This is a genomic window from Rhodococcus sp. LB1 (assembly GCF_001583455.1).
GTDB lineage: Bacteria > Actinomycetota > Actinomycetes > Mycobacteriales > Mycobacteriaceae > Rhodococcus_F > Rhodococcus_F opacus.
Genome location: NZ_LTCZ01000057.1, coordinates 35,273 through 54,169, shown reverse-complemented (window position 1 = coordinate 54,169; position 18,897 = coordinate 35,273). Strand labels below are relative to the sequence as shown.

23 protein-coding genes are annotated in these 18,897 nt (G+C 68.1%); 14 read left to right on the top strand and 9 right to left on the bottom strand.

Translation table 11 applies throughout. The features are described from left to right. Position 1: 1 nt before the first annotated feature. The 6 genes from AZG88_RS10960 to AZG88_RS10935 all read left to right on the top strand — a co-directional run bounded on the left by AZG88_RS10960 (position 2) and on the right by AZG88_RS10935 (position 5,143). Complete coding sequence (locus tag AZG88_RS10960) at positions 2-817, top strand: ABC transporter ATP-binding protein (protein WP_005244654.1); 816 nt, start codon at positions 2-4, stop codon at positions 815-817. Further along, a complete protein-coding gene (locus AZG88_RS10955; RefSeq protein ID WP_061697689.1) occupies positions 814-1,671 on the top strand; it encodes an ATP-binding cassette domain-containing protein in 858 nt (285 codons plus the stop codon). The genes AZG88_RS10960 and AZG88_RS10955 overlap by 4 nt, the downstream gene beginning before the upstream one ends. Then, positions 1,671-2,627 (top strand): aldo/keto reductase, encoded by a 957-nt coding sequence (locus AZG88_RS10950; RefSeq protein WP_061697688.1) that lies wholly within the window; start codon positions 1,671-1,673, stop codon positions 2,625-2,627. Before AZG88_RS10955 ends, AZG88_RS10950 begins: the two co-directional genes overlap by 1 nt. Before the next feature lie 12 nt (positions 2,628-2,639). Beyond that, the gene (locus AZG88_RS10945) at positions 2,640-3,407 is read left to right on the top strand and encodes an HpcH/HpaI aldolase family protein (RefSeq protein WP_061697687.1); all 768 of its coding nucleotides are present in this window, start codon (positions 2,640-2,642) and stop codon (positions 3,405-3,407) included. 119 nt (positions 3,408-3,526) lie between these two features. Continuing rightward, positions 3,527-4,099, top strand: a complete 573-nt coding sequence (locus AZG88_RS10940) for a hemerythrin domain-containing protein (protein ID WP_061697686.1) — start codon at positions 3,527-3,529, stop codon at positions 4,097-4,099. A gap of 96 nt (positions 4,100-4,195) precedes the next feature. Continuing rightward, positions 4,196-5,143 (top strand): ScbA/BarX family gamma-butyrolactone biosynthesis protein, encoded by a 948-nt coding sequence (locus tag AZG88_RS10935; protein WP_082833279.1) that lies wholly within the window; start codon positions 4,196-4,198, stop codon positions 5,141-5,143. On the opposite strand, the gene AZG88_RS10930 is transcribed toward AZG88_RS10935, so the two are convergent. Then, positions 5,140-5,787: a ScbR family autoregulator-binding transcription factor gene (locus AZG88_RS10930; protein WP_005244660.1), complete on the bottom strand. Its 648-nt coding sequence runs from the start codon at positions 5,785-5,787 to the stop codon at positions 5,140-5,142. The genes AZG88_RS10935 and AZG88_RS10930 overlap by 4 nt on opposite strands. A 35-nt stretch (positions 5,788-5,822) precedes the next feature. Between AZG88_RS10930 and AZG88_RS10925 the strand changes: the two genes are divergently transcribed. After that, on the top strand, positions 5,823-6,800 hold the full coding sequence (locus tag AZG88_RS10925) for an NAD-dependent epimerase/dehydratase family protein (RefSeq protein WP_061697684.1): 978 nt from the start codon (positions 5,823-5,825) through the stop codon (positions 6,798-6,800). 14 nt (positions 6,801-6,814) lie between these two features. On the opposite strand, the gene AZG88_RS10920 is transcribed toward AZG88_RS10925, so the two are convergent. Further along, complete coding sequence (locus tag AZG88_RS10920) at positions 6,815-7,840, bottom strand: LacI family DNA-binding transcriptional regulator (RefSeq protein ID WP_005244662.1); 1,026 nt, start codon at positions 7,838-7,840, stop codon at positions 6,815-6,817. Positions 7,841-7,969: 129 nt separating this feature from the next. Between AZG88_RS10920 and AZG88_RS10915 the strand changes: the two genes are divergently transcribed. The 7 genes from AZG88_RS10915 (at position 7,970) to AZG88_RS10885 (ending at position 14,336) form a co-directional block, all read left to right on the top strand. Further along, positions 7,970-8,989 carry an asparaginase gene (locus AZG88_RS10915; protein ID WP_061697683.1) on the top strand — a complete coding sequence of 340 codons (1,020 nt, stop codon included), beginning with the start codon at positions 7,970-7,972 and terminating at the stop codon, positions 8,987-8,989. Positions 8,990-9,000: 11 nt separating this feature from the next. Further along, positions 9,001-9,882 carry a polysaccharide deacetylase family protein gene (locus AZG88_RS10910; protein ID WP_005244664.1) on the top strand — a complete coding sequence of 294 codons (882 nt, stop codon included), beginning with the start codon at positions 9,001-9,003 and terminating at the stop codon, positions 9,880-9,882. 83 nt (positions 9,883-9,965) lie between these two features. After that, positions 9,966-11,318, top strand: a complete 1,353-nt coding sequence (locus AZG88_RS10905) for an MFS transporter (RefSeq protein WP_005244665.1) — start codon at positions 9,966-9,968, stop codon at positions 11,316-11,318. Positions 11,319-11,349: 31 nt separating this feature from the next. Then, the gene (locus tag AZG88_RS10900; RefSeq protein ID WP_061697682.1) at positions 11,350-12,132 is read left to right on the top strand and encodes an SDR family NAD(P)-dependent oxidoreductase; all 783 of its coding nucleotides are present in this window, start codon (positions 11,350-11,352) and stop codon (positions 12,130-12,132) included. A 10-nt stretch (positions 12,133-12,142) separates the two neighbouring features. Next, positions 12,143-12,880, top strand: a complete 738-nt coding sequence (locus tag AZG88_RS10895; protein ID WP_061697681.1) for an SDR family NAD(P)-dependent oxidoreductase — start codon at positions 12,143-12,145, stop codon at positions 12,878-12,880. Continuing rightward, positions 12,880-13,518 carry a hypothetical protein gene (locus AZG88_RS10890; RefSeq protein WP_005244668.1) on the top strand — a complete coding sequence of 213 codons (639 nt, stop codon included), beginning with the start codon at positions 12,880-12,882 and terminating at the stop codon, positions 13,516-13,518. The genes AZG88_RS10895 and AZG88_RS10890 overlap by 1 nt, the downstream gene beginning before the upstream one ends. Before the next feature lie 26 nt (positions 13,519-13,544). Then, positions 13,545-14,336, top strand: coding sequence for a hypothetical protein (locus tag AZG88_RS10885; RefSeq protein WP_061697680.1), 792 nt, complete (start codon positions 13,545-13,547; stop codon positions 14,334-14,336). 9 nt (positions 14,337-14,345) lie between these two features. Here the strand turns inward: AZG88_RS10885 and AZG88_RS10880 are convergent, their stop codons facing one another. From AZG88_RS10880 to AZG88_RS10855, 7 genes are read right to left on the bottom strand one after another with little or no spacing between them, the layout of a single operon-like run. After that, positions 14,346-14,600 carry a HypC/HybG/HupF family hydrogenase formation chaperone gene (locus AZG88_RS10880; RefSeq protein ID WP_061697679.1) on the bottom strand — a complete coding sequence of 85 codons (255 nt, stop codon included), beginning with the start codon at positions 14,598-14,600 and terminating at the stop codon, positions 14,346-14,348. Positions 14,601-14,603: 3 nt separating this feature from the next. Continuing rightward, positions 14,604-15,116: a hydrogenase maturation protease gene (locus AZG88_RS10875; RefSeq protein WP_061697678.1), complete on the bottom strand. Its 513-nt coding sequence runs from the start codon at positions 15,114-15,116 to the stop codon at positions 14,604-14,606. 7 nt (positions 15,117-15,123) lie between these two features. Further along, positions 15,124-15,243: a DUF6893 family small protein gene (locus tag AZG88_RS55515; protein ID WP_397517833.1), complete on the bottom strand. Its 120-nt coding sequence runs from the start codon at positions 15,241-15,243 to the stop codon at positions 15,124-15,126. Further along, positions 15,240-16,652, bottom strand: coding sequence for a hypothetical protein (locus tag AZG88_RS10870; RefSeq protein ID WP_061697677.1), 1,413 nt, complete (start codon positions 16,650-16,652; stop codon positions 15,240-15,242). The genes AZG88_RS55515 and AZG88_RS10870 overlap by 4 nt, the downstream gene beginning before the upstream one ends. Then, positions 16,649-17,296, bottom strand: coding sequence for a DUF6084 family protein (locus tag AZG88_RS10865; protein WP_061697676.1), 648 nt, complete (start codon positions 17,294-17,296; stop codon positions 16,649-16,651). Before AZG88_RS10865 ends, AZG88_RS10870 begins: the two co-directional genes overlap by 4 nt. Continuing rightward, positions 17,293-17,937, bottom strand: a complete 645-nt coding sequence (locus tag AZG88_RS10860) for a DUF5947 family protein (RefSeq protein WP_005244674.1) — start codon at positions 17,935-17,937, stop codon at positions 17,293-17,295. Before AZG88_RS10860 ends, AZG88_RS10865 begins: the two co-directional genes overlap by 4 nt. Continuing rightward, positions 17,937-18,893, bottom strand: a complete 957-nt coding sequence (locus AZG88_RS10855) for a NifU family protein (protein WP_061697675.1) — start codon at positions 18,891-18,893, stop codon at positions 17,937-17,939. Before AZG88_RS10855 ends, AZG88_RS10860 begins: the two co-directional genes overlap by 1 nt. Positions 18,894-18,897: the final 4 nt, after the last annotated feature.

Sequence of the window (18,897 nt, the reverse complement as noted above, 5' to 3'; positions counted from 1 at the left end):
CATGGGGAATCTCCTCAGAGTCGACGAACTGCAGATCGAACTCATCACCGCCCGGGGCGTCATCCGCGCAGTCGACGGCGTGTCCTTCTGCATCGACGCCGGCGAAACCGTGACCATCATCGGTGAGTCGGGGTCAGGTAAATCGACCACCGCGATGGGCATCCTCGGTCTGCTGCCCGACGACCTCGCCGTCCTCTCGGGCGCGGTCCGGTTCAAGGACTGCGACATCCTCGGACAGAAGAAGGCTCTCGCGAAGGTCCGGGGACGGCACATCGCCCTGATCCCGCAGGATCCGATGACGGCACTGAGCCCGGTGCACACCATCGGGTCCCAGCTGCGGGAGGCGGTGCGCCACAGCGGCATCACCGGAAAGGCGAAGGAAACCGCGCGGGCCGTGGAACTGCTCGAGCAGGTACGGATCCAGAATCCGGCGGGACAACTCGGGAAGTACCCCCACCAGCTGTCCGGCGGCATGCTGCAGCGTGTACTGATCGCCTGCTCGCTCGCGTCGGGTCCCGAACTGATCGTCGCCGACGAACCCACCAGCGCCCTCGACGTGACCGTGCAGGCGAGCATTCTCGACCTGCTGCTCGAACTGCAGGAGCGCACGGGCGTCGGACTGCTCGTCATCACCCACGACCTCGGCGTCGCCCGGTTGATGTCGGACCGCATCTACGTCATGAAGGACGGCCGGTTCGTCGAGAACGGCGGGGCCGAAGACCTCGTCCTCCATCCTCGCAGCGCCTACACCAAGAAGCTGCTCGACGCCGTGCCGCGGCTCGGCGACTACACCACGACCGTAGGAGCATCGACATGAGCGCACCGCTGCTGTCCGTCGAAGATCTCGTCGTCGAATACCCGGTCCCCGACGGTGTGTTCCGCGCGGTCGACACCGTCAGCTTCGCGGTGGACAAGGGGGCGACGCTCGCCGTCGTCGGCGAGTCCGGGTGCGGGAAATCGACCATCGCGAAGGCGATCGTCCGGCTCCTCACGCCCACGTCCGGCCGCATCCTCGTGGACGGTGCCGACATCGCGCAATTGTCGGAGAAGGCGCTGCGTCCCTTCCGGTCCCGCGTGCAGATGGTCTTCCAGGACCCGTACGGATCGCTGGACCCGCACTTGACCGCCGTCGACATCGTCGGCGAGCCGCTCCGCCTCCAAGGCGTCCGGAGCAAGTCCGAGCGAGCGCGCAGGGCGGCGGCGCTGATCGATCAGGTCGGCCTGCCCACCACGGCGCTCCACCGTCGACCCGCCGAGTTCTCCGGCGGTCAGCGGCAACGCATCGGTATCGCCCGGGCTCTGGCGAGCGGACCGGAACTCCTCGTGTGCGACGAGGCCACCAGCGCGCTCGACGTGTCGGTGCAGGCTCAGGGGCTCGACCTCCTCCGCGAGATCCAGCACGACACCGGCCTGACCTACGTCTTCATTTCCCACAACCTCGGCGTCGTCCGCGAGATCAGCGACACCGTGATCGTCATGTCGCGCGGACGGGTGGTCGAAAGCGGTTCCACCACCGATGTTCTCGAACGTCCCGCCGAGCCGTACACCCAGGCCCTCCGCGCCGCCGCGCTCGATCCCACCACCATGGTCGGGATCAAACCCCGTCACATCGTCTCGCGCCCACCCGGCGCAACCGAGGTTCCCCGAACCGTATCCCGAGGAGTAGCTTGATGCCCGAACTCGACCTGACCTCACTCGTTCTCGGCACGATGACCTTCGGCGACACCGTCGACTTCGACGGTGCCGCCGCAATGGTCGACGCCGCGCTCGACGCCGGCATCACCCATGTCGACACCGCCAACGGCTACGCCGGCGGAGAGTCCGAACGCATCCTCGCCCGACTGCTGGGCACGCGTCGCGACCGGATAACCCTCGCCACCAAAGCGGGAATGCCGCACCCCGACGCGGGCGACAACTCTCCGCTGTCTCCCGCGGGCCTCCGGGCGAGCGTCGAGGCGAGCCTGAAGAGACTGGACACCGACTACGTCGACCTGTTCTATCTCCATCAGCCCGACCGGGCCACACCCCTCGCCGACACTCTCTCCACCGTCGCCGATCTCGTGTCGGAGGGCAAGATCCGCGCCCTCGGTGTCTCCAACTTCGCGGCCTGGCAGATCGCGGAACTGAACCACACGGCCGACGCCGTCGGCGCACCCCGCCCGATCGTGGCCCAGCAGTTGTACAACCTGCTGGCCCGCCGGATCGAGGAGGAGTACGTCGAATTCGCCGCGGTCACCGGACTGGTCACAATGGTCTACAACCCACTCGGCGGCGGTCTCCTCACCGGGCGTCACTCATTCGACGCCCAGCCTGCCGATGGACGCTTCGGTGATTCACGATTGGCGCAGATGTACAAGGAGCGGTACTGGAACACCGCGATCTTCGATGCGATCACGCAGTTGTCCGTGATCGCCGACAAGGCCGGGATCCCGCTCACCGAACTGGCTCTGCGCTGGCTCGTGTCCAAGCCGGCGGCGGGCCCGATCCTCCTCGGTGGATCCAAGGTGGCACACCTGCAGTCGAACATCGCCGCCGTCGCGAAGGGCACACTCGACGACGAACTGATCGACGCGTGCGACGAAGTGGGCAGCGCCCTGCGCGGACCCATGCCCCACTACAACCGCTAGGAGAACGCCCTCATGAGCGCCCAGGAATTCGCCGCCCGATTCCGCGGCCGGGAACGGACCGTCGGCTATTGGTCCGTGATCGACAGCCCGGTGTCGACGGAATGGCTCGCCCACGTCGGCTGGGATTACATCGCCCTCGACCTCCAGCACGGCCTGATCGGATACTCCGGCATGGTCGCGGGACTCACCGCCATCGATGCCTCAGGCTCCACGGTCGGCATGATCCGGGTCGAGTCGAACGATCCGACACCGATCGGCCGGGCACTCGACGCCGGCGCGGCGGGCGTGATCGTTCCGCTGGTGAACACCGCCGAGGAAGCTGCCCGGGCCGTTGCGGCCGCGACATACCCGCCTGCCGGCGTTCGCTCGTACGGGCCGATGCGCTCCCAACTGCGGATCGGCCCGAACCCGGCGGACGCCAACCGCGACACGGTCGTCGTCGTGATGATCGAGACACCGCAGGGACTGGCGAACGTGGAAGAGATCTGCGCCGTCCCCGGACTCGACGGGGTCTACGTCGGGCCGTCCGATCTGCGCCTCGCCGTGGGCGGTGCGCACCCGAATGACCCGAGCGTGGACGACGAGTTCGAGGCGGCCCTGGTCCGCGTCCGTGAGGCTGCCGCGGCAGCAGGCATCGCGGCGGGCATCCACACCCCCGACGGTGCGGTGGCGGCTCGCCGACTCGCGGAGGGATACACGTTCGCGACGGTCGCGTCCGACCTCACCCATCTCAAAGCCGCCTCTGCCGCGCATCTCAAAGCCGCGACCGGGGAACGATAGGCGCTCCGCACCCGTGCGCCTTTTTGGTTGAAAACGCCTACCAAAAAGGCGCACGGGCGGCGAAGCCGCCTGATTCTGAATTCCTTGCCCGAGGAAGAGATGCAACGAAGGATCGAATCATGCCTGACATCATCGAGTTGATCTTCGACGACCACGAGTGGTTCCGACGACAGTTCGCCGCACTGGACGAATTGAAGGCTCGCCGCCGGGTGGATATCACTGCCGTCGAGGCGGTGTGGACACCGTTGGCGAAACGCCTGGATCTGCACGCGGCAGCCGAAGAGGAAATCTTCTATCCCCAGCTTCTCCGCGTCGGCGAGGAGGACGCCGAGGAGGAAACCCTCGACGCGATCGGGGACCACAACGACATCCGCGACGGCGTCCGAGCCGCGGCGGGATACCCCATCCTCTCCGAGGAGTGGTGGGCGGAAGTCGACCGGACGCGCCGGGCCAACGACGAGCACATGGCCGAGGAGGAACGCGAGGGCCTGGCTGACTTCCGGAGCGCATCGGGGGATCTTCGCGAGTCGCTCGGGCGGCGTTTCGCCGAATACTTCCTCGTTCACCGTTCGACGAAGGATGTGGACACCTCGGACAAAGATCCGCAGGAGTACGTCCGGGAGGTCGAGGAGGAACTCGACGAGGACAGCAGCGCGGGATCGCTTCGGATCGGAAGCTTGAAGGGCCGGTAACGACGCACTCCCCCACATCACAGACCGCGCGGTCTGTGTTCTATAGTTCGGCGGTCCGCGGCATCGGGCCGACCGGTTCTGTGGGGAGATGGGGTTGTGGCGCGAGTTTCCCGTCCGATGCCCGATGCGCTTCCTCCGATGTCGTTCGAGCGGACCGTGCCGCGCAGGTACGTCCATCGCCAATCCGTGGCCGAGGTCTTCCTCACCGACTGTGTGTCTCTACCGGGGCCGGATCGGTTCGTGGTCGCCGCGCAGTGGCCCCGCCTGCACGGCTTCTACCGCGCCCGGGGTGGGCGCTACGACACGATGCTGCTGGCGGAAACGCTCCGGCAGACCGCGATCTACCTGGGGCATACCCGCTTCTCCGTTCCGCTGCCGAACCGGTTCGTCATGCAGCACCTCCGGGTCCAGGCGGTGCCCGGCGCGCTCGAGGTGGGCGCGGCGGCAGCCGACGTGATCGTCGAGGTCGCTGTGTCCGAGCACGTGTACCGCGGTGGGGCGCTGTCCGCCTTCCGCGTGGACCTGCGGTTCCGGCTCGACGGACAGGACGTGGGCACAGCGACGGGTCATGCAGCAGTGTTTCCGCCGGCGGCGTACTCGCGGGCCCGGTGGGGTGAGCACGGACCGCGGTCGATCGGGGCGCCGTGGTGTCCCGCACCCGCCCCGGCGGGGCTGGTCGGTCACGTCGACGACGCGCACGTCGTCCTGGGTCCCCGGTGTTCCGAGAACGAGTGGGAGTTGCGGATCGACGACGCGCACCCCGTGCTGTTCGACCATCCGTGTGATCACATTCCCGGGATGCTGATGCTCGAGGTATTCCGGCAGGCCGCCTGCGCCCGGCTCGGCATGCCGGAAGCGCACCTCGTTTCGCTGGGCGCCACGTTCCACCGTTTCGCCGAACTCGACGAGCGGGCCACGATCCGGCTGGACGTGGTGGACGACGGCGCGCTGTCGATCCGCGGATCGTTGGTACAGAGCGGAGTGGCGGTCGTGCGAGGGACCGCGGCGCTGGCGCCTACCGCGGTGAGCGCATGCGCGCGCTAGTCGGCGTCGTCGGGTGTCCAGCGGGCCCGGCGGATCCGGGCGATGTCCTGATGCCGGGTCGCGGGCATGATCCCGGGGAGCAGGAAACCCCACATGTCGTCGACACGTTGTTCGAGGTCCGTGCGCTGTGTCAACACCTGGGAGACGGTCTGGACGCCGGTGAAGGCGCCGATGACGAACCGCGCCAACCTCGGCGGGTCGATGTCAGGGAGGAGATCTCCCTGCTCGACGGCCCGCGTGGCGAGCATCTCGCAACTGTTGATCCAGTCGAGATAGGGATCGGCGGGACCCTGGTCGTCGGCACTGAGTTCGAGGGTGATGCGGATACCGGCCCGCACGATCGGGTCGTTCACGATCTGCCGGGCCATCTCGTGACAGAGCATCACGATCTGCTCGATCGCCGACACCTGCTCGCGGCCGATCGCCTCGACCGACGCGATGGAGATCCGGTGTTGCTCACCGATGATGAATCGCGCCAGATCCTCTTTCGAGCGGAAATGGAAGTACAAGGCCCCCTTCGTGATTCCGGCGTTCTCGACGATGTTGCCGAGTCTGGCTCCTTCGAACCCCGACTTCTCGAACATCTCCGCCGCCCCGCGGACGATCTGCTGTCGGGTCGCCGCAGCACGCGCCTGCTGAACCACGTTCACACCTTTCCCTGCCGCACGAGAGAAGAACGATGACGATGAAAGCACGGACTACGCGCCCATTGCCCGGAGAGACGGTACCAGCGTCGACCGCGACCGACCGCGGTCGAACACGTTCCACGCCGGTCCGTGTCGCGGTGGTGGGAGCCACGGGCTTCGTCGGATCGGCCACCGTGACGGCACTGGCGTCGGCCGGGATCCCCTGCATCGCGGTCGCACGCGCACCTTCACGCTCGGACCTTCCGCACGTGGTGTCCGCCCGGGCGGATCTGACCGACCCGGCGAGCCTCGAAACGGCACTCACCGGCGCCGATGTCGTGATCCATGCCGCCTCCTACACCGGGACCGACCCGGCGCACTGCGCCGCCGTCAACATCGACGGCACCGAAAATCTGTTGGCCGCCGCGGCCCGGAACGGCATCGGCCGGGTGATCTACGTCAGCACCATCGGCGTGTACGGGTCCGGGCCGCACAGCGGAATCGGTGAGTTCGACACCACGCCCGCACCCGTCTCGACGCTGAGCGCGAGCAGGCTCGCCGCCGAACACCGCGTGCTCGAACGGGGCGGTTGCGTCGTCCGGCCCGGCTTCGTCCACGGCCCCGGCGACCGCTGGTTCGTTCCCGGCCTCATCCGGATCCTCGAGGCATTGGGGGCCTGGATCGACGAGGGACGATCCCGGATCTCGATCATCGCAGTGCACGATCTCGCCCGGCTCCTCGCCGCCCTCGCCGCGCAGCCTCCCGCTCGCCCCGGCGACGTGTTCCATGCCTGCCACCCCGACCCCGTGACCGTCCGCGAGCTCGGGGAGGCACTCGCGAACGCGGGCCGTCTCCGGCTGCCGGCCACGAGTCTCACCTTCGACGAAGCGACGACCGCCGGCGCCCGGCGCGGCCTCACCGACCGACACCTCGACCTGATCGGCCGCGACCACTGGTACGACCCGACCCGCCTGTGGACCGCCACGGGTGCGAGCGTCGGCCACGGTCCCCTGGAGCACTTCCCGGCGTGACGGGTTCCGGCCGCTTACAGGCGGAAGTCCGTCGACGCCCGCTCGACGAGTTCCGGAGCCAGCCGCTCGGACGTCACCTCGGCGCCGCCCAGCAGTTCGACGAGTTTCTGGACGCTGCGCCGGCCCATTGCGTGCATCGGTGACCGGATCGTCGTCAGGGCGACGGTGATCTCGGCGGACAGCGGAATGTCGTTGTAGCCGATCACCGCGACGTCCCGGCCCACTTCGCGTCCCGCGTCGCGCAGGGCGCCGTACGCACCGATCGCCGCGAAGTCGTTGGTCGCGAAGATCGCCGTCAGGCCGGGCTCGCGGGCGAGCAGTTCCACTGCGCCGAGGCGCCCGCCTGCCGCGTCGAATCCCGTGTAGACGATGTCCTCTTCGGGCACGGGACATCCTGCCGCCGCGAAGGTTTCGGCGAATCCGCCGGACCGGTCGACGGTCGTGCTGGCGAACGGCAGACCGGCGATGATGCCCACCCGTTCGTGGCCACGGTCGAGGAGGTGCCGGGCGGCGAGGCTGCCCCCTGTTCGATCGTCGCAGGTCACCGACGGGTACTCACCCGAACGCCGGGACACGAGCACGAACGGTGTTCCCCGTTCGGCGACGCTGTCGAGGAAGCGGTGGTCCATGTGCGCATCGCCGAAGATGAGTCCGTCCACTCGCCGCGCCAGGAGCATGTCGGTGCGTGCGGACTGATTGTCCGGTTCGTCGAGGGAGTTCGTGACGAACGTGGACAGGCCGGCCTCCTCGGCCGCTTCCTCGATCCCCTCGTACACGGTGGCGAGCACGTAGTCGGACAGCCTGGGGACGAGGACGCCGATGAGGTTGCTGCGGTTGGTGCGCAAACTCGCGGCGTGCGGGTTCGGCCGGTAGCCGAGACTGTCCGCCAGTGCGCGGATGCGTTCGGTGGTCGCGGCCGACGCGGCGCGTACTCCGGGTTCGGTGGTTCCGTTCAGCACACGCGACACCGTCGAGACATGGACGCCCAGCTCGTCCGCGATCAGGCGCAGTGTGGCGCGCGGCTTCTTCGGATTCCCCACGATGTCGATCCTTCCACGCCGTGTAAACGCTGTGAAACGTAACCCGGGCCCTCTTGACACGTGGCCGCCGTCACGAATCTAATGTACCCAAACGTTTGAGCCAAACGTTTGCGCAACCGAAGGGAAGTCATGAGCAAGGTTGTCGTGCTGGGCACGGGCGGGACCATCGCGTCCCGGAACGACCCGGCCGGAAAGGCCGTGGCCTCCGATCACGTTTCGGTGTTACTCGACGCCGCGGGCACGTCCGCTCCGACGGACGTCGAGATCGAGGGCCGCGACATTCTCACCACGGGTAGCTACCTGCTGACACCGGCCGATCAACTCGTCATCGTGCGCGAGATCGTGGCCGCACTCCGCGACCCGTCCGTGTCCGGCGTGGTGGTCACGCACGGAACGGACACGATGGAGGAGACCGCGTACCTGCACGAACTCCACCACGCCGATCCGCGTCCGGTCGTGTTCACCGGTGCGCAGATCACGGCGGGCGAGCCGGATTCCGACGGGCCGCGCAACGTGCGGGACGCGATCACCGTCGCCGCCGACCACCGCGCCCACGACCTCGGCACGACGATCGCGTTCGACGGCCGGCTCTTCACGGCCGCCGGGACGCGCAAGAGACACACCACCGCACTGGACGCGTTCGACAACGGCCCGAACGGACCTCTCGGCCGGATCGTCGACGGAGTCCTGACGCTCTTCGCCAGACCGGTTCGTCCCCAGCCTCTTCCGATACCGGACGCGCTCCCCCGGGTCGACATCGTGGCCGTGCACCCGGGCGCCGACCGGGCCCTGCTCGACGCCGCCGTCGACGCGGGTTCCCGGGGAATCGTGCTGGAGGCGACGGGGATCGGCAACGCGAACAAGACGTTCGTGGACGGAGCCCGCGACTGCATCGCGGCCGGTATCCCGGTGGTCGTCGCCACGCGCGTCGCCGACGGAGACATCGTTCCCCGCTACGGAAACGGTGGCGGCGCCGACCTCGCCGAGGTCGGCGCGCTCACTGCCGGTCTCCTGCGGCCGGCGCAGGCCCGGGTCCTGCTCGCCACGGCAGTCGCCGTGTCCTCCCCCTCGGACGTCGCCGACGTCGTCCGCACCCATACCCACCCCACCGTGGTGCCCCATGCCACGGCGAACCAGACCGACCAGTAGGAGAGGTACGCATGTCCAAGAAGATCTACGTCAACTTCGGAGTCGACGTCGACGCCGTCGCAGGATGGCTCGGCTCGTACGGCGGAGAAGACTCCCCCGGCGACATCTCCCGCGGCATGTTCGCCGGTGAGGTGGGCGTGCCTCGCCTGGTGAAGATGTTCGACAAGTACGACATCACCACCTCCTGGTTCGTGCCCGGCCACTCCATCGAAACGTTCCCCCGCGAAATCGAGCAGGTCGTCGCGGCCGGGCACGAGATCGGCATCCACGGATACAGCCACGAGAACCCGATCGCGATGACGCGCCAGCAGGAAACCGACATCCTCGATCGCAGCATCGAACTGATCGAATCGTTCACCGGCAGCAAGCCCACCGGATACACGGCCCCGTGGTGGGAATTCTCCAAGGTCACCAACGAACTGCTCATCGAGCGTGGCGTCAAGTACGACCACTCCCTCATGCACAACGACTTCACGCCGTACTACGTGCGCGTCGGCGATTCCTGGTCGAAGATCGACTACAGCCAGCCGGCCGAGACGTGGATGAAGCCGCTCGTGCGCGGCCAGGAGACCGATCTGGTGGAGATCCCGGCCAACTGGCTGCTCGACGATCTGCCGCCGCAGATGTTCATCAAGTCCAGCCCCAACAGCCACGGCTTCGTCAGCCCGCGGCACCTCGAGGAGATGTGGCGGGACCAGTTCGACTGGGTCTACCGCGAGATGGACTACGCGATCTTCCCCGTCACGATTCACCCCGACGTGTCGGGCCGGCCGCAGTCGCTGCTGATGCTCGAACGCCTCATCGAGTACATCAACCAGCACGACGGCGTCGAGTGGGTGACGTTCGACCACATGGTGAACGACTTCAAGGAACGCTTCCCGCGCCAGAGCTGACCCACCGAAAGGCGGTGGGGTGCAGGCCCGCACTCCCACCGCCGCCCCCAGCATCCGACATCATCAGTCCCGGAAGGACACCCATGAGCCAGACAGCCGAGGGAATCCCAGTATCGCAAACCGGCGGTCCCACCAAGCAACTCCCCCGCTTCAGCATCCGCGAAACCCGTAAGTCCACGATCATCGCGTTCCTCGCCTGGACGGTCGCGGTCTACGACTTCATCCTGTTCGGCACCCTGCTCCCCCGGGTCAAGGAGGACTTCGGCTGGAGTTCCTCGCACGCGCTACTCATCTCCACGTTCGTCAGCATCGGGACGGCGATCGTCGTGCTCGGCGTCGGCCCGCTCGTCGACCGGCTCGGACGACGCAAGGGCATGATGATCACCGTCGGCGGCACGGCGCTGTCCTCCGCCGCGACAGCCGCCTCGGGCGGTGCGTTCAGCCTCGTCGCCGCGAAGTCCATCGGCGGCATGGGACTGTCCGAACAGGCCGTCAACGCCACGTATCTCAACGAGATCTACGCGGTCTCCGAGAGTGACGCCGTGCGCAAGCACCGCGGGTTCATCTATTCGTTCGTCCAGACCGGATGGCCCCTCGGCGCACTCCTCGCCGCCGGATTCGTCGCCCTGATGGGTTCGATCGTGGGACCGGACGACTGGCGCATCGTCTTTCTCGTCGCCACCCTCCCCGCCCTGATCATCGCGTTCGTCTGCGCACGGCTGAAGGAGTCGCCGCAGTTCGATCTCCAGGACCGGATTCGCCGGCTGCGCAAGGCCGGAAAGTCCGACGAGGCCCGGGTCCTGGCCGAGGAGTACGGTATCGAGCACTCCGAATCGAGCTCGCTCGCCCGGATCTTCCACGGCGCCAACCGTCGCAATACGATCGTCCTGTCGCTCGCGTGGATGGTCAACTGGTTCGGCATCCAGACGTTCAGTGTGCTGGGCACGACGGTCCTCGAGGACGGCAAGGGCTTCTCGGGCAACTTCACACTGCTGCTCGTCGTGTTCGCCAACGTCGTCGGCATCTTCGGGTACCTCTTCCACGGCTGGGCGGGAGACCGATTCGGACGCCGCAACGCGATCGTGGGCGGCTGGATGGTCGGCGGAATCCTGTTCGCCCTCATGCTGCTCGGGCCGTCGTCCGCGGCATTCGTCCTGCCCACCTACATGTTCGGCCTGTTCTTCCTCCTCGGCCCGTACTCGGCGATGAACTTCTTCATGGCCGAGTGCTACACCACCGATTGCCGCGCCACCGGTGCCACGTTCATCGGCGCCATGAGCCAACCGGGAGCGATCATCGGCGGCTTCCTCCTCACCGCCATGGTGTCGGCCAACGTGGGATTCGGTACCGCGGCGTTCTGGGTCGGCGCTCTCGGCACCTTCGCGTCCGGCCTCGTGATGCTGTTCGCCAAGAAGGTCGCGATCACCGCCGGATAGCGGTGTACCCCGCACTACGACAGGAACTTTCATGCACAATCCGTACGACAATCTGAAGGACCGGGTCGCCGTCGTCACCGGCGCGGCCAGTGGTATCGGCCGCGAGACCGCGGTCGCGTTAGCCGAGGTGGGTGTCCGGGTGGTCATCGGCACCTTCCCCGGCGACCCCCACGACCCGAAGGAGACGCTGCGCCGCGTCGAGAGCGTCGGCGGCGACGGCGTGATCCACGACGTCGACGTGCGGTCCACCAGCGAGGTCGAGGAGTTCACCGACCGGGCACTGACGGAATGGGGGCGGCTCGACTTCGCCGTCGCGAACGCCGGTGTCCTACGCAAGAACGCGATCGCCGAACTCGACGACGCCGCCTGGTCCGACATGCTGCAGGTCGATCTCACCGGTGTGATGCGGACCCTGCGCGCCGCCGCCACCCGCATCGACGGGCCGGGCTCGCTGATCTCCATCTCCTCGATCGCGGGCGGCGTCTACGGGTGGGGCGAGCATGCGCACTACTCGGCCGCCAAGGCCGGCGTGCTCGGACTCAGCCGCGCCCTCGCCGTCGAACTCGCGCCGCGCGGGATCCGCTCCAACGCCATCGTTCCGGGACTGATCGAGACTCCGCAGTCGGCCGATCCGGTCAATTCACTCGGCCCCGACGGTCTGGTGGCGGCCGGGGCGAAGATTCCGTGTGGACGCGTCGGGACGGCCGCCGAGATCGCGACCGTCATCCGGTTCCTCGTCAGCGACGAATCACGCTATCTCACCGGGCAGTCCATCGTCGTCGACGGCGGCCTCACCACCAAGATGCAGGACTAGGAGAACGATCATGGGAGTTCTGGACGGTAGACGGGCGCTGGTCACGGGCGGAGCCAGCGGTATCGGCCGCGCGATCGCCGAGGCGTATCTCGCCGAGGGCGCAGACGTGGTGATCGCCGATGTCGACGAAGCGGCGACGCAGCTGACGGCGAAAGAACTCGGGGCCACGGCCGCCGTCCGAGTCGACGTCGCGGACGAGGAGTCGGTGCGCGCGGCCTTCGCCGGCGCCGTCGAAGCACTCGGACGCGTGGATGTGCTCGTCAACTCCGCGGGGATCCTCGAGGAATCCGAGCTCGCCGACATGTCACTCGACATGTGGCGCCGCACGATCGACATCGACCTGACCGGGATGTTCCTGATGTGCCGGGCCGCTGTTCCGGCGATGGTGGCCGCGGGCGAGGGGCGCATCGTCAACATCGCGTCGCAACTCGGGATCAAGGGCGGGGTGGGACTCGCGCACTACGCGGCCGCGAAAGCCGGGGCGATCGCGCTCACCAAATCGCTGGCACTCGAAGTGTCGCAGCACAACGTCCTGGTCAACGCCATCGCGCCGGGGCCGATCGAGACCCCGCTCGTCGACGGCATCACCGAGGACTGGAAGGTCGCCAAGCGGGCGGAACTGCCCCTGGGCCGATTCGGACTACCCCGGGAGGTGGCACCCACCGCCGTGCTCCTCGCGTCCGACCCCGGCGGGAACCTGTACGTGGGCCAGACCCTCGGCCCGAACAGTGGGGACGTGATGCCCTGATGTGTGGCGGATGCCCGGGAGCGAAGGCGGGCGACTGGCTGAGCCCGGTCATCCGCACACACACTCAGCGGGAGGCGGTGGCCAGGCTCGTCGGGTCGGCCGCGGCGCGGGTCCGCTCCACCCCCAGCGGCTGGACCGTGGCCTCGCCCACCGGGCGGACGATGGTCGCGGCGACGATGACCGAACTGTGGTCGGGCCTGCTGTCGTGCGGGCAGCCCGAGCCCGCCTGGGAAGACGTGCGTCTGCCGGAGTCGTTCGACGAGCCGGAGCCGCTCCCCGACCGGCGGACACCCCTGTCGGTAACCGCCGACACGCCTGCCCTGGCCCGGCAGCAGGTCGGGCAACATCTCGCCGCGCCCCACTGCTTCCACGTGCGAGTCGCCGAGGTGCACGACGGCACGGGAACATCCACCGCGGTCCTCGAATTCGACTCCGCCACCCGCGGCGCGATCGTGCTGTCCGGCATGCTGGCCCACGGCCGCGGAGACGGACGCGGCCTGGACGCCCGCATCACTCTGGCCGACTCGGTGGTCACCCTCCAGACCTGGGACGGGCACGGACTCGGATTCTCCGTCGAGCGGAACGTCCAGTCTTCGTCCGCCGTCCGCGAGCGGGGTGTATACCCGGAGAGAGGATGATGTTCCCCACCTGACGGAGTGTCGAGATGGCCCTTCTCGCCGAGATCGTCGTGGACACCGAAGGCGACAGCCGGGTTGTGGTCCTGTATCCCGTGATGTGGCTGTTCATCGCGGTCCTGGTCACGTTCGTCGTCACCCGGACCATCACCCGCCGTATCCGGTCGCGGTCGGGAGCGGCGCCCACGGACGACGCCACGGAGTCGGGGGGCGGGCTGATCAACGACATCACCGTCGGCGGAGTGCACCTGCACCACCAGGTTTTCGGCATCCTGTTCATGACGCTGGCCGGGCTGGCATTGATCGCCACCACCCCGGAGGGCACTGCACTCAACGTGTTCGCCGCCCTCTTCGGAGTGGGCCTCGCGCTCACCTTCGACGAGTTCGCGCTGTGGGTGCACCTCGACGATGTGTACTGGAGCACGTCCGGCCGGAAGTCGGTGGACGCGATCTTCTGCGCGCTCATGATCACCGGTCTGATGATCGGAGGCGCCGAACTCGTGACCGGCCGGATCGGCACCCCGGAGTGGTGGTCGTCGATCGGCTATCTGGCCATCTCTCTCGCCATCTCGGTGATCTGCATGCTCAAGGGCAAGTTCGTCACCGGGATCGTGGGGATCGTGTTCCAGCCGGTGGCGATCATCGGCGCCATCCGCCTCGCCAAACCCGACTCCTGGTGGGCGATGCGCCGCTACCCGAACAAACCGCGCCGGATGGCCCGTGCCCGGTCACGATTCGGCGAGCGCTACCACGCCCGCTGGAACCGGGCACGCGACTTCGTCGCCGGACCACCGGACGTCCGTGAGGCCGGGATGCGGTGATCTGCGCCGTCAGTCGTCGTCGGCCGTCCGCGACCGCCCCATCATCTCCAGCCCGGCCATCGCCTTCTCGGCGCCCGCCTGGTCCACCTTCTCCATGGCGAAACCCATGTGGATGACGATCCAGTCGCCCGGTTCCAGGCGGACGTCCTCGGGCAGCATGCCGACGTTCACCTTGCGCTGTTCGCCGACGACGTCGACGAGCGCGAGTTGGTTGCCGTAGCCCTCCAGCATGCGCACCACCTGACCGGGAATACCGAGACACATGATTCAGCCCTCCGTCCCGTCCGGTTGCAGCGTTGCCGCGGAGTCGGACTCCAGCAGTTGATCCACGATTTCGAACACCATGTCGACGGCCGGTCCGACGGCGGCCTCGACCCGCGGTGAGAGCCCGATTCCCTCGCCGGTGTTCTCCACCTGGCAGCCGAGGACCACGGTCCGCGGCAGGGTGCCACCGAGCGCGCGCAGACTCCCGAACACCGCCCCCGGATCCATGCTGTGCGCGTCCAGCGGCGCAACCGGGACGGAATCGGGTCCCACCTCGAACGCCCTCAGCGCCCCGGGCTCACCGCGGCCGGGCACCGCATCCACCAGCAGCAGGGCGCCCCACCCGTCGAGCAACTCGTAGGCCAGATGCGTTCCACGAATGCCGAAGTCGACGGCGCGGACGCCCGGCGGCAGCGACCTCGTCGCGACCCCGCGCAGCACCTCGGGTCCGAAACCGTCGTCGCCGAAGAAGATGTTGCCCACACCGGCAACCAGAACCCGCCTGCCCACCGTCACGCGCGTCTCACATTTTCCGGATACGCAGATATCGCCTGATGTCGGGTATCGCGATGACGGCGATCGCGACACCCGCGACCGCAACCAACGCCAGAGCCGCGGTGGTCATCTCTCCGAGAATCTTCATGGCTGTCCATCCTTTCCGGTGTCTGCCGAGACCGGCTCCACCTCGTCCGGGGCGAAATACAGATACCGTCCGTACCACTCGTGCAACTCCGACGCAGGGTCGTCCTCCAGCACGACGCCGACGTGGGTGCCACCGTCGACGTCGGCGTGCACGGTCACCACGCGAGCCAGCTGTCCCGCGAAGAACAGGTCCTGGGCGTCGGCGCGCCGCGACGGGTGGATCCGCACGACGGTGCCCTTCGCCACCCGGACGCCGTTCACGATCACGCCGTCGACGTCGGGGCGAACGGCGGTGTCGGCGTCCGGATCCCACCACGGCGTGTCGTCGGTCAGTTCCGGGACGAGACCCATGTCGGGGAGGCCCGAATCCGGGAGGTGCGGGTCCGGGAGGTGCGGATCTCGGAGGATGCCGTGCATCTGAGCGAGCGTCGCCGGCGACATCTGGTCGCACCGGTCGATGATCTGGGCGGCGAGTGGGTCGGTGGCGCGGGCCTGCCGCTTCTCCTCCTCGGTGAGGGTCATGACGCGGAGTGTGAGGATCTCGTCGATCTCGGTGGCGTCGAACAGTGCCCCGTCGCTCTGCTCGGCCACCTCGGGGTGGTCGTACAGGATGATCGGCGACACCAGGACGAGGTCCGTCTCCCCCGGCAAGCCGGCCAGCACGGGGTAGCACCGTTCGTGCGCGCACGTGCCCGCGAGTTGCTCCGCCTCCGCGGGGGGTTCGAGGAGTGAGACGAACTCGGTGTTCTCGGCCGCCAGGATCAGGTGGGCGCCGATCAGCGACTGCCGGATCGCCGAGTCCTTGTCCCAGCCGGTGACGTCCGGCGCGGCGGTCACGTTCTCGACCGATACCCGCACCCGGCTCAGCCCGTCGACGCTGTCGCTCCCCACCGTCACGACCGCGTGTGCGGGCCACCGGGTGCGCACCACGCGGCCGGCGAGGGATCCGTCCTCGCCCCGAAGTTCCTCCACCTCCGTGCCGCCGTCGATGTGGACGTCGAGTCGGCGTTCACCCGGCCACTCCGCGGGGTGCAGGATGCCGAGATCGAATTCGCGCTCCACCGCCTCGTCCCAGCTGAGCCAGCTCGCACCCGCGACGGTCAGTTCGTCGACGGGAACGAATTCCGCCGAGTCAGCGACCGCGCGTTCGATGCTGCGCACCTGGAGTTGCAGGAATCGGAGGGTGACGTTCACCCCCGCTCCGGTGCCGGCCCGCATCAGGGTCTGACAGGACATGCGCGGTTCCTCGCCGACCCCCGACTCCGCCGCACCCGACGGTCCGAGGACGCCGAACTGCCACCGCGACTGGTTCTTCGACGAACTCGCACGATACGGATACAGAAGGTAGCCCTCGTACAGGACCGCGTCGGCCACGGCACGCACTCGCTGCAGGGACGCCGGGGAGATCATGCGATCACCTCCCCGGCTCCCTGCAGCAGGTCCGAAATGGCGACGTCCAGTCCGATCAGACCGTGCGCCGCCTTGTAGCGCGCCAGCGCGGCGAGCGTGTCGTGGTCGAGGCGCACCCACCCCGTGTTCGGGTAGTGCGCCTGAACCAGTTCGCGCCACACGCCGACCGGCAGGTCGTAGGTCGACTCGCGGTCCCACGGGATCCGTTCCACCCCGAAACCGGCGACCCCGCGGGTGAAGACCGTCCCGCTGAACAGGAACACGAGCGGCACCGTCGACCCGGCCTCGTCCAGGGCGTGCAGATACTTCGATGCCGTCACCTCGAAGTCGTACGTGCACGGCAGCGGCAACTCCACCACACTCGACCCGGTGAACCCCTGGGCCACGGTGCTGGTCTGCATCCATTGGAAGGGTTTGAGCGTGGCCGTCCACCGCTCGCGGGGCCCGAACAGATCGAGGAGGCCCTCCGCCTCACCGTCCGTGTAGCGGCGGCGTTGCGGGTCGATGCGGACCTGGCACCGGACGGCCAGCGCGTGCACGGCCGCACCGCTCGACTCCGTCACCTCCACTCGCGCAGTGAGATTCGGCGCAACCGCGAACGGTTCCGGAAACACGTCCTCCACGTGGAACGACAACTCGGTCACGTCGGCTCCTTCGCGACGCGACTGCGCGCACGCACCGTCTCGAAGAACGTGTCGATGACCCGGCGAGCATCCTGGCCGCCGTCGAACCCCCGCCACACCTGCCGCAACTCGCCCACCAGCTGATAGCAGGCGTCGATGGGGACGAGGTAGCACTCGGGGTCCGCGCCACCGTGCTCCGGGACCCGCAGGAGCAACGCTTCCGTGTCTGCGGACAGCCGGCCGAGCGCCGGGTTGGCCGCGAGGACGCCGTCCCAGGCGTCGAGTGGCAGCTCCGATTCGGTGGCACCTGCCGGACCGGGATAGAAGGCGACGGTCTTGGCCAGCAGCGAGTTCCGGAACACGAAGGCGAGCCCGACGGGGATCTCCAGTTCGTCCCAGCGACCCGGTGCGAGTTCGAAGTCGGGAAACGACAGGTAGCGTTCCGGGACGGCCCGGAAACGCAGTTCAGCGCTCTCGTCGGTGAACAGCAGGTAGCACCCGCGGCACACGCACATCAGTTGCCGGTCCTGGACGTTCACGACGTGCTGATGGGCGTCGGCGATCGGCACGGCGCACATGTCGCACCGTTCCCCGACCACCGGTTTGGGTCGCTCGGACGCGATGCGCTGCAGGATGCGCAGTCCGTTCCCCGACGGGCTCATCACGCCACCTCCGCGGCGGGCACCGCGACGGAGACGACGCCGTCACGCACGAGGACCGGAAGCGGCGACAGCGTTTCGGCGTCCGCGTCACCGTCCAGACGGAGTCCTGCCCGGCGCGGGTCGAAGTGCGCCCGGCACGACGGACAGCGCAGCACCGCATCACCCACCTGCCCGCCCGCCTTTCGTTGCAGCGTGGCCCCGGCCAGCGAGTTGGTGCAGGCGGCGCAGCGGTCGCGGTAGGCGAACAACTGCTCCCCGATCCGGCACACCAGAATCGGGAGCCCGGCGACGGCGAACCCGGCCACCTCCCCGGGCGCGAGGTCCTCGAGTTCGGGCACCGAGATCCACGTCCCGGTGCCACTCGACCCGTCCGTTCCGTTCGGATGAACATGGGAGAACAGAGATTCCGCGGCAATCAGCCCGGAGCCGGCCGCGGGCGTGGCACCCACCACCTCGATGTCCACGGTCTCCGGTGCCGCCGCCAGTACGGCGTCCTTGACGGCGAGTTCCAACGTCACCGCCGAGGATGGGCAGCTCTGACAACTGCCGGTCAGCCGAAGCCGCACCACACCCTCCACCACGCCGAGCAGTTCGACGTCGCCGCCGTGGGAGCCCAGATAGGGGCGCACACTGTCGAGTGCTGTCGCGACCCTCGTCTCGACGTCGTGCGGATGGAGTCCGTTCACCAGCAGCAGACTGGCCACGAGTTCGTCGGCGGCGAGTCGTTCGACGAGATCGTCGTCGCGGTCGCCGATGATCTCGAGGACACGCTGCAGCCCGGCGCCGTAGAGTTCGACCACCTCGCGGACCAATTGCTCGGCGCGATCACGTGCCACCGAACCACCAGTCGAACTCGCGTCCAACAGGCTGTCGATCCTCTCGCCGGCCGTCCGCCACCGATCGGGGTCGTCTCCTACTTCGTCGCTCCCCCACGTCTCCGATCCGCCACTCTCCATGCGT